The sequence below is a fragment of the Clostridium sp. CX1 genome (assembly GCF_025398335.1).
In the GTDB taxonomy this organism is placed as follows: Bacteria; Bacillota; Clostridia; order Clostridiales; family Clostridiaceae; genus Clostridium_AM; species Clostridium_AM tanneri.
Genome location: NZ_JAODOO010000008.1, coordinates 131,066 through 146,133 on the forward strand (window position 1 = coordinate 131,066; position 15,068 = coordinate 146,133).

The 15,068-nt window shown below is 31.5% G+C and carries 17 protein-coding genes; 4 read left to right on the forward strand and 13 right to left on the reverse strand.

Going from position 1 to position 15,068, the window contains the following annotated elements; translation table 11 throughout:
* Positions 1 to 166: 166 nt before the first annotated feature.
* The 4 genes from N4T77_RS10865 to N4T77_RS10880 form a co-directional block, all read right to left on the reverse strand.
* Positions 167 to 1,972: a sigma 54-interacting transcriptional regulator gene (locus N4T77_RS10865; RefSeq protein WP_261671814.1), complete on the reverse strand. Its 1,806-nt coding sequence runs from the start codon at positions 1,970 to 1,972 to the stop codon at positions 167 to 169.
* A gap of 94 nt (positions 1,973 to 2,066) precedes the next feature.
* Complete coding sequence (locus tag N4T77_RS10870; protein ID WP_261671815.1) at positions 2,067 to 2,222, reverse strand: hypothetical protein; 156 nt, start codon at positions 2,220 to 2,222, stop codon at positions 2,067 to 2,069.
* Between the two features lie 704 nt (positions 2,223 to 2,926).
* Complete coding sequence (locus N4T77_RS10875) at positions 2,927 to 3,733, reverse strand: amino acid ABC transporter substrate-binding protein (protein ID WP_261671816.1); 807 nt, start codon at positions 3,731 to 3,733, stop codon at positions 2,927 to 2,929.
* A gap of 188 nt (positions 3,734 to 3,921) precedes the next feature.
* A complete protein-coding gene (locus N4T77_RS10880; protein ID WP_261671817.1) occupies positions 3,922 to 4,182 on the reverse strand; it encodes a hypothetical protein in 261 nt (86 codons plus the stop codon).
* A 224-nt stretch (positions 4,183 to 4,406) separates the two neighbouring features.
* Here N4T77_RS10880 and N4T77_RS10885 point away from each other — a divergent pair, with 224 nt between their 5' ends.
* Complete coding sequence (locus N4T77_RS10885) at positions 4,407 to 5,093, forward strand: DUF554 domain-containing protein (protein WP_261671818.1); 687 nt, start codon at positions 4,407 to 4,409, stop codon at positions 5,091 to 5,093.
* 96 nt (positions 5,094 to 5,189) lie between these two features.
* On the opposite strand, the gene N4T77_RS10890 is transcribed toward N4T77_RS10885, so the two are convergent.
* Positions 5,190 to 5,855 (reverse strand): GlsB/YeaQ/YmgE family stress response membrane protein, encoded by a 666-nt coding sequence (locus tag N4T77_RS10890; RefSeq protein ID WP_261671819.1) that lies wholly within the window; start codon positions 5,853 to 5,855, stop codon positions 5,190 to 5,192.
* A gap of 219 nt (positions 5,856 to 6,074) precedes the next feature.
* Between N4T77_RS10890 and N4T77_RS10895 the strand changes: the two genes are divergently transcribed.
* Positions 6,075 to 6,920, forward strand: coding sequence for a DegV family protein (locus N4T77_RS10895; protein ID WP_261671820.1), 846 nt, complete (start codon positions 6,075 to 6,077; stop codon positions 6,918 to 6,920).
* A 341-nt stretch (positions 6,921 to 7,261) separates the two neighbouring features.
* Complete coding sequence (locus N4T77_RS10900; RefSeq protein WP_261671821.1) at positions 7,262 to 8,275, forward strand: AI-2E family transporter; 1,014 nt, start codon at positions 7,262 to 7,264, stop codon at positions 8,273 to 8,275.
* A gap of 137 nt (positions 8,276 to 8,412) precedes the next feature.
* On the opposite strand, the gene N4T77_RS10905 is transcribed toward N4T77_RS10900, so the two are convergent.
* The 6 genes from N4T77_RS10905 to N4T77_RS10930 form a co-directional block, all read right to left on the reverse strand.
* On the reverse strand, positions 8,413 to 9,459 hold the full coding sequence (locus N4T77_RS10905) for an HD-GYP domain-containing protein (RefSeq protein WP_261671822.1): 1,047 nt from the start codon (positions 9,457 to 9,459) through the stop codon (positions 8,413 to 8,415).
* Positions 9,460 to 9,751: 292 nt separating this feature from the next.
* Positions 9,752 to 10,183, reverse strand: coding sequence for an MOSC domain-containing protein (locus N4T77_RS10910; protein WP_261671823.1), 432 nt, complete (start codon positions 10,181 to 10,183; stop codon positions 9,752 to 9,754).
* 46 nt (positions 10,184 to 10,229) lie between these two features.
* Positions 10,230 to 10,712: a cyclic pyranopterin monophosphate synthase MoaC gene (gene moaC, locus N4T77_RS10915; RefSeq protein ID WP_261671824.1), complete on the reverse strand. Its 483-nt coding sequence runs from the start codon at positions 10,710 to 10,712 to the stop codon at positions 10,230 to 10,232.
* 2 nt (positions 10,713 to 10,714) lie between these two features.
* Positions 10,715 to 11,416: an energy-coupling factor ABC transporter ATP-binding protein gene (locus tag N4T77_RS10920; RefSeq protein ID WP_261671825.1), complete on the reverse strand. Its 702-nt coding sequence runs from the start codon at positions 11,414 to 11,416 to the stop codon at positions 10,715 to 10,717.
* A 34-nt stretch (positions 11,417 to 11,450) separates the two neighbouring features.
* Positions 11,451 to 12,119: an ABC transporter permease gene (locus tag N4T77_RS10925; protein ID WP_261671826.1), complete on the reverse strand. Its 669-nt coding sequence runs from the start codon at positions 12,117 to 12,119 to the stop codon at positions 11,451 to 11,453.
* A gap of 29 nt (positions 12,120 to 12,148) precedes the next feature.
* Positions 12,149 to 12,637 (reverse strand): molybdenum cofactor biosynthesis protein B, encoded by a 489-nt coding sequence (locus tag N4T77_RS10930; RefSeq protein ID WP_261671827.1) that lies wholly within the window; start codon positions 12,635 to 12,637, stop codon positions 12,149 to 12,151.
* 153 nt (positions 12,638 to 12,790) lie between these two features.
* On the opposite strand from N4T77_RS10930, the gene N4T77_RS10935 reads away from it, so the two are divergent.
* Positions 12,791 to 13,918 carry an aldo/keto reductase gene (locus N4T77_RS10935; RefSeq protein WP_261671828.1) on the forward strand — a complete coding sequence of 376 codons (1,128 nt, stop codon included), beginning with the start codon at positions 12,791 to 12,793 and terminating at the stop codon, positions 13,916 to 13,918.
* Positions 13,919 to 14,000: 82 nt separating this feature from the next.
* On the opposite strand, the gene N4T77_RS10940 is transcribed toward N4T77_RS10935, so the two are convergent.
* Together N4T77_RS10940 and mntR are read right to left on the reverse strand one after the other, a co-directional pair.
* Positions 14,001 to 14,270: a hypothetical protein gene (locus N4T77_RS10940; RefSeq protein ID WP_261671829.1), complete on the reverse strand. Its 270-nt coding sequence runs from the start codon at positions 14,268 to 14,270 to the stop codon at positions 14,001 to 14,003.
* A 178-nt stretch (positions 14,271 to 14,448) separates the two neighbouring features.
* Positions 14,449 to 14,928, reverse strand: coding sequence for a transcriptional regulator MntR (gene mntR, locus N4T77_RS10945; RefSeq protein WP_261671830.1), 480 nt, complete (start codon positions 14,926 to 14,928; stop codon positions 14,449 to 14,451).
* Positions 14,929 to 15,068: the final 140 nt, after the last annotated feature.

Consider the following 15,068-nt stretch of genomic DNA (forward strand, 5'->3'; position numbering starts at 1 on the left):
AAAAAAATAGAAATATGCAACATAAAAAGCACAGATAAAAAAGTTATTTTTATTCTGTGCTTCACAAAATTCTCAAAAATGATAATAAATTTATATATTAAATTTAAAATGAGACAGTATCAATGTTACTAAAAGCCTTTCTTTTCTCAAAAATAATAATTAATTATCATTTTTGAGAATCAGCTTCCTCTAGTTTTCGATATAGTGTAGCTGTACTAATTTTTAGCTTTTTAGCTATTAATTTTTTTCCTTCAGTATCAGAACCATAATGTTCTAGTAATTTATTTATAATACTTTTTTCATACTCTGCTGTCATTTCTTTTAAACTTTTAACTTCACCAACAATACTTTTATCACCACTTATTCTCTTGCTTATAGTGTCTAAACTAATTAGATCTCCCTTTTCAAAATTAATAGCATATTCTATAAGATTTTGTAATTCACGGACGTTACCAGGCCAAGAATATCTAAGCAGCGCTTCTTTAGCACTGTCTGTAAAGCCTTTTATATCCTTAATATATATCTTATTATACCTATTCAAGAAATGAGTAGAAAGTTTCAAAATATCGGAGCCTCTTTCCTTTAAGGATGGAATATTAATTGGTATCACATTTAATCTGTAAAACAAATCCTCCCTAAATTCTCCTCTTTCTACCATTTTATAAAGACTTTTATTAGTGGCAGCAATAATTCTAGGATTAACCTTAATAGTATTTAAGCCACCAACCCTCATGATTTCCTTTTCCTCAAGGACTCTAAGTAATTTTACCTGCATGTGTAAAGGTAAATCACCTATTTCGTCTAGAAACACAGTACCATCTTTTGCTATCTCAAACTTGCCCATTTTACCATTACTATTAGCTCCTGTAAAAGCTCCTTTTTCATAACCAAAGAGTTCACTTTCTACCAAACTTTCAGGTATAGCTCCACAGTTTATAGCCATAAATATTTCATTTTTTCTATTACTTTCAAAGTGTATAGCTCTTGCAAAAAGTTCCTTCCCTGTACCGCTTTCACCTAAAAGAAGAACAGGTACATTTTGCCTAGATACTTCTTTTACCTGTTCTTTAACCTGTGAAAATATAAGGCTGTCTCCTATTATATTATCAAAGGTAAAAATAGAATGCTTCTCACTTATATTAAATACTGATCTCTGTAATTTATCAAAGTCTTTAAAGGTTATTACCGCACCAGAAAATTCATCATTAAGAGCTATTGCTTTTATGGACAAAAGAAAATCCTGTCTTTGGTTTTCTATATTTATAGTCACCTGTTCTTCTTCTATAGAGTAGTTTGTCTTTATAAATTTAGTTATTAATTTATCTGGAAGCAGATTACTTATATTCTCTCCAACTATATGAAAATTCTTAAGCTTAAACTTTTCTTTAATAGCTTTATTTAAACTTAGTATGTTATTGTCTTTATCGATTATTATTATACCTTCATTTACAGAGTCAATAACTGTTAGCAGTTCCTTAGACTTATACTCTAATTTAGTATTAATATTCTTTTCGCTAATTCGTGAAGAAATTAATTCACTCATTCTTTTGTCAAAATCCTTATAACTATCCTGTTTCTCTAAAAAAGCTTCCCTTTGACTTTCATCAAAAATTATCATTCCTATTACGCCTTCCACTTTTTTATCTATAATAATAGGAAAACATAACTCTGCCTTTTCATCACATATATCTATAGCATCACATATTATACACTCCTTGCAAGCCCTTGGATTTTCAATAAAATAGGGTTGACCTGTTAATACACACTTTTCAAAAACTGAGTTTTTAGGACCATAAACCCCAACTTTCTCCTTAAACCTGCCAGTACCAGCTATTCTTAATAAATCCTTGTCCATAATAGTAATGTCAATACCAATGACAGCATTTACCGTTTCAGCGATTTCCTGAAGCTCATCCTTTACCTGATGTATCATGGAACGTCCCCTTTCTATACTGTTTATCAATTTACTCATTTATTATTTAGTATATCATTTATTCCACGTAAAGATAAGGAGAAAAAAGCATCTTAATGCGTAACAAAAGTTTGGAGCACTGAACACCGGTGTGTTAAGTTGAGATATACTGCTTGAAAGCCCTCATTTCGAGAAGAAGGTCTAATGCTGGCTCAACTTTGAAAATGAACTTAAACTCAACGCTTTCTACGAAAGCTGAGTTTTCGTTAACATTTTCAAAATCGCCAGCATAAGACCTTCTAACCCTCATTCGAAGCTTTCTACGCAGTATACCTCTACCTACACACCTGTTTTTAGTGCACTCAAAAGTTTTTATCACAAATAAGAGTTTGCGCGGGGGCGTAACTAGTAAGATAAAGTATAGGGACTATAATGAAATATATTAATAAGCAAGCTTGAGAAATAAAAATGCGCAGCATGAATAAATATAGTTTATTTATTAAAACCAAATAAAAATTTATTGAAAGTATCACAGTATAAGGGCTATCGCCTTATATTATAAGAGTATAATATCTCTAGGAATGATAATAAGTTAATATAATAAAATCGTTTATACAGGGGAGAATTTTCAAAAGGATCTACTAAAAGCCTTACGGCATAAGGACTTACCAGTCCTTTATATAATCACATATATTTAATATTTATGCTACAATAAAAAGCAACTTAGAATAAAGATTAAAACTTTGTAGCCTGTGTGTGGGTAGATATGTAGTGCAACAGTTAGCTTCGAACAAGACTACAGCCTCTTATGTTGGCGAGTTTAAAAAGGATTCAAATTTTTCGGCTCTCGAAGAGACGCATTGAAAAATTTGACCTTTTTAAAAATCGAGCCAGCATTAGAGGCTGTTGTCGATGTGAGGGCTAACAGAGCACTACATAGCTACCTACATACACAGGCTGCCAAGTCTAATTGCTAAGTTCCCTTTGTGTTACCATCATACTTAATATGTGTATTTATTGGCTGTAGATATCGTATCCAAACCACTTAATAGAAAGCTTAGTAAGAGTTCCATCTGCTTTTAATTCACTAAATGCCTTGTCAATTGCTTCTTTCAATTCTTTATCCTCTTTCTTTAAACCTATTCCTTGAGGTTCTTTAGTTAATCTTTCATTTAATATTTTATACCCACCACCGTCTTTTTTCATGTAATAGCCTCCAACTTGAGAGTCAACTACTATTGCTTCAACTCTTCCTATAGATAAGTCATGGAAGGCTTCTGTTATTTTATCATATCTTTTTACCTCTTTAGTTCCTTCAAGCTTAGCTGCTGCCTGTTCCCCTGTAGATCCTAGCTGACATCCAATTATTTTTCCTTTTAAGTCTTCCTTAGTATTTATACTGCTAGTATCCTTTTTAGTAACAATTATCTGACCGCCATCAATATAAGGAACTGAGAACTCTATCTCCTGTTTTCTAGCATCGGTAATACTTAATGCAGAAACTATTGCATTAAACTTTCCTGATTTAAGAGCTAAAATTATTCCATTAAAATCTGTAGTTACAAATTCTGCTTTAACTCCCAATTTTTTAGCTAGCTCATTAGAAAAATCTATATCAAAACCAACTAAATTGTTTTTTTCATCTCTATACTCCATCGGTGGATATGAGTCGTCAAGTCCTATAGTTATTTTACCACTGTCTTTAATAGCCTGAAGTGAATTTACGTTTTTAGAACTAGTTGTCTCGGTACTTTTACCGCAGCCTGCAAAAACAGATACAGTCATTACTGCTGTTAAAATTAATGCTGATATTTTTTTCATTTTATTTTCCCCCTCATCATTTACTTGTTTATAATTATACAGCTAAAATTATAATTATGCAACATATTAATAAAAAATTTTATAAAAAAGGAACTAGCTTCTTCGCTAGCTCCTTTCCATATTGGATCATTATGTATGGTTAATATAATTCTATCTATTAGATTATTTTTTCAAAACTATTTACAACACTATATTTCCTTAGGAATAACTGCCACATTGTAATTCATAGATAAATCCTTTAATAGAGGTCTTTCTTTGGTTATGCTTTGAACCTCTTCTAAATTCTTAGCAGTAAATATTACTGTTCCGCCTCTCCTATTGTATACTCCTCCGCCAATCAAGTATCTGCTGGATTTAATATTGCCATTATTTACTCTTGTCCTACATATAGCTTCTTCTCTTTCTGCTGTTTTATAATTTATTCTTACAAAAATATTATAATTATCCACTTATACCTACCCCCATAAGTTTCTTTGGGTAAAATCTATATTTTGATTATACCGAACATAGGTTCTGTTGTCAACTAAAAGTTATTAACCCTTCCCTCTATGTTTATTATTATGCAGTGAAAAATATGCATAATAAGTTAAATTATATTATGAAAGATTGTATTTATTTGATAAAATATAACTAATTAATTTTTTTATAGTTGATTATAGGAGGGGGAACTAATATGTTAGGAACTATAGCAAACTTTTCTGCTATAATAATTGGAAGTATAATAGGCATACTATTCAAAAATGGTATACCAGAAAAGATTAGCAACACTATAATGCAGGGGTTAGGTTTATGTGTAATATTTATCGGTGTAACCGGTGCCATTAAAGGAAATAACATCCTTTTAATAATAATCTCTATAGTTGTAGGTGGATTTATTGGAGAACTAGTTGACTTAGATAATATGATTCAGAAGCTTGGAGATAAAATTGAGAACAAATTCAAAGGAAAAGGAGTGAAGGTTTCTGAAGGTTTTGTAACTGCCAGTTTACTTTTTTGTGTAGGTTCCATGGCTATAGTCGGTGCTCTTGAAAGTGGATTAGAAGGAAATCATAAGATACTCTATGCTAAATCAATGCTCGATGGTGTATCTTCTATTATTTTTGCTTCTTCCCTAGGAATTGGAGTAATATTTTCATCAATTTCTGTTTTAATATATCAAGGTGCTATTACTATTGCTGCTTCTCTATTAAAGGGTGTCTTAATACAGTCTGTTGTAAATGAAATGACCGCAATTGGAAGTATTTTAATTATAGGTATAGGCTTTAATATTCTTAATATAACAAAAATAAAAGCAGCTAATCTGCTGCCAGCAGTTTTTATACCGATTATTTATCAAGTGCTAATTAATATTATAAAATGATATCTTATCATAGATAGTTGCCAGTGAAGTTAACTTGTTTTATTTTTTACTGACAACTGTCTATTAATAAGGAAAATAAACTTTAATAAAATATATCTATGACACTACTTGCTGAAATAAATTATCAATCTTGTCTATGTATTCTAAAAAAATGCTTTCCACTTGGGCCTTTCTTCCATGAACTATCTTGTCAAAATAATCTCTATTTATTCTTTTATTAACTTGTCTATCCTTTTTTATAACCTTTTCCAAGTTATTATTATCTTTTCCTACAGTTACTTCATAAACTGCCACTCCTGCTGCTGCCCCTATTATTCCTATAACTATAGCATCAAGTATATTCTTTTTCACAATGGCCCCACCAGCAGCTCCAATTATAACTCCCAGTATAACCATAACTGTCTTTGACTTACTATTCCTATTCTCCTCTTTACTGTCTATAGGTATATCCTCTTCTGTTATATACATTTTATTTTCCTCTACTTTTATAGGAGGAATATAAAGATTCTCCATTCTATTTTCAATTTCTATAGCATTTTTAATTGAATCCTCTGAATGAATTTTATCTGTTAACTCTCCTTTTATATTCTCTATAAGTTTAAATCCTAATGCCTTTTTATAATCTGTTATATTGTCATACTCTTCTTCTAAAATCTCATTTATTTCTTTAATTGTAGTGCACTGCTTCAAGTCTGCATTTAGATTTTCATATAACTTGTCTGTAAACACCTGTAATTCCCTTTTAATAATAGTAAAATCCATACTCCTCACCCCTTCTTACTGAAACAAAATTACTTACATCTATAGTTTTTATGATATCATTTTATTTAGTTAAAATAAACATATTTTGGATTTTACAAATAGTACTTATTTAGTTATTTAGGCTTAGTATTCTTTGTGCATATCAATATTGACATATATCAGTATTGATAATAACCTATTACATGAGATATAATATATTTGTAAGTAAGGAGGTATATAATGGTTAAAGTTGCGTTAGTTACAGATAGTACATCTGATTTAGAAAAAAGTATAATAGATAAGTATGACATAAAGGTACTTCCTCTGAGAATCGTATACAAAGATAGAGAGTATATAGATAGAGTAACTATAACTCCAAAAGAAGTTTACAATAGTTTAGATAAGGAAATTCCTCATACTTCTCTGCCTTCTATGGAGGACATTGAAAACCTTTTTCAAGAATTAGAAAAGGAAGAATACACTCATGTTATTTGTGTGCCTATCTCTTCCGGCTTGTCTGGTACTTATAATACAATAAAACTTGTAAGTGAAAATCATCCAAAGTTAACTACTACCGTATTCGACTCAAAGGCTCTTACCCTTGGTACTGGAGCTATTATAATAAAATGTGCTGAATTATTGCATCAAGGAAAAAGCTATGAGGAAATTGTAGAGTTGCTTCCAAAAATTAGAGATAGCATCTCAGTTTTCTATGTAGTAGATACGCTAAAATATCTTATTAAAGGTGGTAGGATAGGGAAAGTTTCTGGTACAGTAGGTGAGTTATTAAATATCAAACCTATAATATCCATAGACTCCGATGGCGTATACTATACTTATACAAAGGTTAGAGGAAAGAAAAAAGCACTAAATAAGTTATCAGAGATAGCGGAAGAAATTTTGTTAAAAACTAAAAGCAGAGTATGGGTTATGCACGGAGCAGCAGAAGAGGAAGGAACCAAAATTTATGAATTCTTTTCTAAGAATCCAAATGTAACCTACTTAGGCTTCGGAGACATAAGTCCTGTAGCTGGTGTTCATACCGGTCCTGGACTTATTGGAATAGTAGTAATGCATGAAATATAGGGTTTCTAATGAAACCCTATATTTATTTAGCAAGATTTAGCTATTAAATTCACGCATGGTAAAAACTAGCATTAAATTATATTACATTGGGTATAATTATAATCTATATACTAATATAAAATAACATTTACATTTTAATACACTGAAAATTCAAGGATTCTATTTTATCCATAGCTTATAAACAGCAAATGTCTAAAATACTCCGCAGAAATTTTGAACTTTTAGTTAATATACGTTTTTTTGTCAAATAGTACTTGAAAAGTTGTGTTCATAGTTTTTATAATAAATTGTACGTTGCGTAATTACAGCAAAATTTTCTAGCAAACTTAAGGAGAAGTTTTATGAGTTTTTTAAAAGATTTTTTTTCCAGGGAATCCACTAAAAGAGTTTTGTTTTTTATCGTCATTATTTTGTGCTTTTATGCTGCTAAATCATTAATTGATCTATTTTTATTAACATTCTTACTTACCTTTCTTATGAACAGCCTTCATGGCTTAGTTGTAAGACAGTTAAAAAAGATAACAGTGGTAAAAGAAAAGCTTATCACAGTGGTTCTATATGCACTTTTATTTGCCTCTATAGTTTTATTAATAGTTAAGTATATACCGGTGCTTGTAACTCAAAGTAGATTTATAATAAACCAAGCTGCAGACTTTGATTTCTCCACAGATCCAGACACTGATGTAATACAAAGATACCTAATGGCTATGTTCCAACAAATTGATTTACAGAGTTACTTAAAGTCAGGTTTTAATTTTACTGTTCAATTAGCCACAGATATAGGAAAATGGAGCATAAATCTTTTTATTGCTATTATGCTAAGCTTATTTTTTATGTTGGAAAAGAAAAAGATACTAAACTTTTTGGAAAAATTTAAAACTAGTAAAATATCCGGAGTATACAAATACTTCGCATACTTTGGTCATAATTTTTTAAATTCCTTTGGAAAGGTAATTCAGGCTCAAATTGTTATAGCTTTTGTAAATACCATTATATCCGTAGTAATGCTTTATATTCTTAAATTCCCTCAGTTAATTACTTTAGGATTTATGATATTCATATTGAGCCTGATTCCGGTAGCAGGAGTGATAGTTTCACTTATCCCCCTTACACTAATTGCATTCAAAATTGGCGGTCTTACTAAAGTTTTTTATGTTTTAGTGTTAGTTGCGGTGATTCATGCCTTTGAAAGTTACGTATTAAATCCAAAGCTTATGTCTGCAAAGGTTGAGCTTCCTATATTCTTTACCTTTGTAATACTTATAGCATCAGAACATTTTATGGGAGTTTGGGGACTTTTAATAGGTATTCCTTTAGTTATGTTTATCCTGGATCTGTTAGAGGTAAAAATCTAAGGGTAAAACATAAAATAATACTAAATACTTTTTAGAGATAACTTTAACACTGAACGATAATTATTTGTATAAAAATAGCATCCCGCAGCATTCTAACAGCGGGATGCTATTTTATTTACCAAAAAAGGAAAAACCTTTTAGCTATTTTCTACAGCAATAATAGTAATATTTTTCAAGTTGGTATCGTAAGTCAAATCATAGATCTTGTTATTTTCCAAATTTCTCACCTTTGGACGTGTAGAACAATGCTCATTATTTTCAATTACTATAACCTTTTCTCCATTGCTAAGCCTTAATATTGAACCTAAAGGATAGGGTGCAACCCTTCTAAGGAATACTTTAACTAGTTTGGGATCAAAAATCAGTCCGTTATTTGCCATTATATATTCAATAGCATCAGAGGGAATATAAGCTTTTTTATCGGCCTTTTCACTAATAAGATTATCGTAAGCATCGCAAAGACATATTATTCTTCCGAACTGGGATATATCTTCTCCCTTTTTCCCATCTGGATATCCTTTACCATCAAAACGCTCATGGTGTTGAAGAACTCCCACGTAGGTAGTTACCGGTATATTATAATGCTGTTTTATATATCTGTATCCTTTTTCTGCGTGACTGTGGATTAAAGCTTCCTCTTCTTTGGTAAGTTGTTCCTCTTTATTCAGTAAATTTATAGGTATAAATACCTTTCCAATGTCGTGAAGAAGTGCAGAGGCTACCAATTTTTCAATCTTTCTATTATCAAGATGCATCGCAATGCCGATAACAGAAGATAACACTGCCACGTTTACAGAATGGCTGTATATATAATCATCAAAAGTTTTTATGTCTACCATATTTATCATTATACTCTTGTTATTTACTATCTCTAAAATTATACTTTTAGCCAAGTATTCAACTGTATTTAAAGCTTTAACAATATCCCCAGGCTGATTATATAGATTTTTCATTGATTTTACTGCATGAATTCTTAATTCGTCTGATATTACATTTTTAACTACTATATCATGGGATACTGTATCCTCAATATATACCCCATTAATTCCTACCTTAACAAGTCCCTGTATATATTCGTTATTTAATATTACATCCTTTGCAAGCAGTACAATTCCATCACTGGAGTAGATATTTCTTCCAAGCTTCATTCCCTCGTGCAAGCAAAAAGTAGGAACATAACGCATAGTGTCATTTCCCTCCTTTATTGATAATTATGTTATTACTTATGCATCTACAATTACTCTTTAAGCAACTATATTGCAAAAATCATCAATCAAAACACTTTGATTATTTATGCTATAAATATATTATCGTAAAATACATACTTTCCTTTATTTTAATTAGACCAAATTTTAAATTAAAAAGCACTTATCTATAAAGAATCTGAAATGTACTTTACCTTTTTAGATTTAAATACTTAAACACTAAAAAGACGGCTACATCAAAATTGTTTATAAATAAATGCTTATATAAAAGTTATTCTATGACAATTTCATCCTCTGGCTTGATCCAACCACCCTGTAGTACCTTAGCAAATATACCTTCTCTAGGCATAATACAGTCTCCTACTTGACTGCGGATTGCACAGCCCTGATGACACTCTTTTCCTATTTGTGTTACCTCCATTAGTACTTCCCCAACTTTAAACTTAGTTCCAACAGGAAGCTCATATAATATAATACCCTCTGTTGTTAGGTTTTCTGCAAATTTTCCACTGCAAAGCCCCTCTACACCTTTAGCCTTCATCTTATCTATACTCTCCTGAGCAAGAAGACTAACTTGTCTATGCCACTCGCCAGAGTGGGCATCTCCTTCTAATCCATGATTTTCCCTAAAATACCCCTTCTCAATTGGATGTTTTATTACTCCTTTTTTCTCACTAATGTTAACTGCTAAAACTCTAGCCATATTAACCCTCCATTTCTTTTATATAGATAGTATCTAATTTTGGAGATTATCTGTCTACATTCCTTTGAAAGTCTCCAGATTTCCCCCCACTTTTCTTTACTAACATGATATTTGATATAGTCATTTCTCTATCTACAGCCTTGCACATATCGTAGATAGTAAGGGCTGCTACGGACACTGCTGTTAGCGCCTCCATTTCTATTCCTGTTTTCCCTACAGTTTTGGTTTTTGCTTCTATATCTATCTTCAAGCCTTCTAAATCTATTTTAAAGGCAATATCACAGCCTGAAATATTTATTGGGTGACACATAGGAATAATGTTTGGTGTACTCTTAGCACCCATTATACCTCCCACCTGAGCCACAGAAAGAACATCTCCTTTTTTAATGGTTCCTTCCATAATTCTCTCAATTGTTTCTCTTTTCATGTGTATAGATCCTATGGCTACTGCTTCTCTTTCCGTGTCCTCTTTTTTACTAACATCTACCATCTTGGCTCTTCCTTGTTCATTTATATGAGTAAATTCCAATACTAATTCCCCCTATTCAACACCGTTTTTACCAGTGGATGTTCTGGATTCTTAAAGACTTTGGTTTTACTGCCGCTTTCAATTACTTTTCCTTTATCCATAAATATGACATAATCTGCAATTCTTTCAGCTTGATACATATCGTGAGTGACCATGATTACAGTTCTATTATTCGACGTCATATCTTTGATTAGCTTTTCAGCCTCTAAAGTACTTTCCACATCCATTGCAGCAGTAGGCTCATCTAAAATCGAAAGTTCTGTTTCTAAAACAGCTGCCCTTATTATAGCAGTTTTTGCAGCTTCTCCTCCAGATATATTTCTTACATTTTTGGAAAATAGTTTGTCAATATGAAAATAATTCATGTATTTCTTCACTCTAAAGTGAATATCCTCTTTATTTATCTTTCTATACTTTAAGCCACTTATTATATTTTCAAGCACAGTGCTGTTAAACAAATAAGGACTTTGAGTCACTATTGAAATATTTTTCCTTATACTATTTATTCTTGACTCCCCATTATAAAGAATACTTCCTCTGTCTAAGGTATTAATACCAGCAATACAGTTTAATAGCGTACTTTTTCCACTGCCATTAAGACCTAGTACTACATACACTTTTCCGCCTAAAAAGCTTAATTCATCTATACCTAAAACTTTTCTTCCGTCATATTCTTTAAACGCTCCCTTTATATGAACCTGCATTTTACCCTCCAAAGCTAAAACAAAGAATTTTTTACTATCTCGCTTCCTGAAATCTATGTAAAAAATAATTTACAATAAATGAAACAGCTAGTAGTATAATTCCTATAGTTATAGATTCTTGAAAATTACCTTTTCCAGTTTCCAGTGCTATATAAGTAGTCATAACCCTAGTCTCACCCTGAATATTGCCCCCAACCATCATCACTGCACCTACCTCTGATATAGCTCGTCCAAATCCTGCAGTAATGGAGGAAAGCATTTGAGTCTTAGTTTCCTTTATTATAGTTATATAGGTATCTCTTTTGCCTGCACCTAAAGAAATGCAGGTAGCCTGAATTTCCCCAATATTTTTCGATAATGATGTTACAGCAATTCCAAATATTATAGGCAGCACTAAAAGGGTCTGCGATATTATCATTGCCAAAGGTGTAAATAGAAGCTCTAGATTACCTAGAGGACCTTCTTTTGATAACATTAAGTAAACTATCAATCCCATAAGTACTGGCGGCAGGCTCATCAATGTATTGGTTATTCTAAGAATCACCTTTTTGCCTCTAAAATTCTTTAATGCTGTTGGAACCGCACATATTAGTGCAACGATAGCTGCTATAAAGGTTGATGATACAGATACCAATAAAGACATCCAAACTACCTTTAATATGTCTTTATGTTGTGAAAGGAACCCTATTGCGTCATTAATCATTTATTCTTCCCTCATCTAGATTTTATTAACTATCTAGCACACTCTGATGCTTTTCCAGTCAATATATCTATACCATGAGGTAGTGCTGGTAGAATTACTCTTAGATTTTCCACTGCTCCTTTTGGGCTTCCCGGAAGATTAACAATTAGAGTTTCATTTCTAATTCCAGAAACAGCCCTTGAAAGCATAGCTTTAGGAGTTACCTTTAAGGACTCATTTCTCATTGCCTCTCCAATTCCTGGAACATATTTTTTTATTACCTTCATAGTAGCCTCTGGCGTTACATCTCTCATAGAAAAACCTGTACCGCCATTGGTTAAAATCAAGTTTACTTTTAATTCATCACAAAGGTAAATTAGCTCCTCCACTATTTTATCTAAATCATCTGGTATAATTTTATAATACTCTACACAATATACATGTTTATCCAGTTCATTTTTTAATGCTGGTCCTGTACCATCTTCTCTTTCACCTTTGGATCCTTTGTCACTTATAGTTAAAATTGCTGTTTTGATCATTTTTATCCCCCATTTCTCAAAATCACATTTATTCTATATACCATTATATACCACAAGAATGGCAATTACTAGAATGTTTAAGGCATAACGGATTTATTATTAATAATTTTTAGTATATAATGTAATAGAAAAATATACAAGGGAGGTTTCTTTATGCAATATAGGAAATTTGGTAGTTGCAATATTAAGCCATCAGCACTAGGTTTTGGGTGTATGAGACTGCCTGTGTTAGAAGAAGATAATTCAAATATTAATGAACCTGAAGCTATCAAACTTATAAGACATGCTATTGATAAAGGACTAACATATATAGACACCGCCTATCCTTATCATGGTGGAAATAGTGAGCTTATAGTAGGTAAAGCTCTAAAAGATGGCTATAGAGAGAAAGTCCAACTTGCTACTAAAATGCCTGTTTGGTTAGTGGAGAAATATGAGGATTTTGACAAGTATCTAAATGAACAACTTTCAAAACTTCAGACAGATTTCATAGATTTTTATCTGCTTCATGCTTTGGATAAATCACGTATTGATAAAATGGAGAAATTAGGAGTTTTTAATTTTTTAGACAAGGCCCTAAAGGATGGCAGAATAAAACATGTAGGTTTTTCTTTTCACGATAAGCTAGATGTGTTTAAGCATATCCTAGACTTATACTCTTGGGACTTCTGTCAAATACAATATAATTTTTTAGATGAAGCCTATCAAGCTGGAAAAGAAGGACTTCTATATGCTGCTTCTAAAGGTCTTGCTGTAGTTATAATGGAGCCTCTAAGAGGAGGAACCTTAGCTAAAACGCCGCCACAGGAAGTTGAAAAATTTTTAAAGGATTCACCTATAAATAAAAGTGCTGTAGACTGGGCTTTGAGTTGGATTTGGAATCACCCAGAAGTTTCTGTAGTGCTAAGCGGTATGAACTCTATTGAGCAAATAGATGAGAATATAAAAATAGCTGAAAAGTCACTTCCAAATTCCTTTACTGAAAAAGAAGTTGAAATTATGGACAAAGTGAAGAATAAATTTAAGGAGCTTATGAAGGTAGGCTGTACAGGTTGTGAATACTGTATGCCTTGCCCTGCTGGAGTAAATATCCCTAGGAATTTCGCTTTATACAACCAAGCCTTTATGTATGACGATTTAGAAGGCTGTAAAAATATATATGGAGTGATGCCTGAGCAAGCCAAAGCTTCTTGCTGCATTTCCTGCGGAAAATGTGAAGATGTCTGTCCTCAGCACTTGGAAATTAGAAAGCTACTTAAGGATGTAGCTGTAACTCTTTAATAGGGTCTTAAAAATTAAACTTGCCTTATTACAACTAATAAGGCAAGTCAGATAAGGATATGTTTTTCAATTAAGTTTAACTCTATTTTAGCTCTTCATAATCTACATCTACTATTTTCTTATCACTTAAGTCAAAGAATTCTTTCTCCACATTCACATAATCTACTGTTTTTTCTTTTTTATTTATTTTTCTATTTTTCCAACTTTTAAAGTACTTAATACCTTTAGCCCCTCCCCATATTGCTATACCAGCCACAACAAGCAGTGGAATAATTTTTATAAGGACAAATATAGCTAATATTCCAAAAACTATCTTAAATGCTCCTGAAAAATTCTTATTTACAAAATCCATAATTTAAACCTCTTTTCCTTAAATATGTTTATGTAATTATTATATCATAAAACCAAATTAAATGGTATTAAATATCACCTTAAGGAGTATTAATAAATTGTAAACTTTAAAAGGAGCTTTTATTTTTCATAAAAATAAAATGCAACACAAAGTATATCTATGTGTTACATCTTATTGTCTATTGCTCATCTTTTCTTTTCTTTTTTCTAAACAAATCAAAATCGCTTATTACTTCAGGATTCTCCTGTATAAAGCTAATAAAATCCTCTAAGTACTCCACAGTTTCGTTGCTTATAGTATGTTCCAATTTTTCCGTTTGTTCTAGAATTCCGTCTGATATTCCAAGCACCTTGAAAAAACCTTCAATGATGTTATGTCTTTTTAATAAGTATTTACCCATACTTTTCCCATCTTCCGTAAGAATTATTATGCCATATTTCTCGTACTTTACAAACTTTAATTCAGCTAATTTTTGAACCATCTTTGTTGCAGATGGTGGTTGAACATTTAGAGACTTAGCTAAATCATGTATACGAGTAAAGCCTATCTGTTCCGAAAGCCTGTAGATCATTTCCAAATAATCCTCCATAGATGCCGTTAAAGTGTCATATTCTTTTTTCATATACTCACTAAAAGTAAAAAAATCTTCATCAGCCATAGAATCACCTGCCTTGTGGAATTACATGCAACTTATACCCTACATCAATTATATGAAATAAATATTAAAAGTAGAACTTATTAATCACTTTTTTTCAGTATTATTCATATTGTAAATTAGGAAAGTTAGTATAGGCTAAA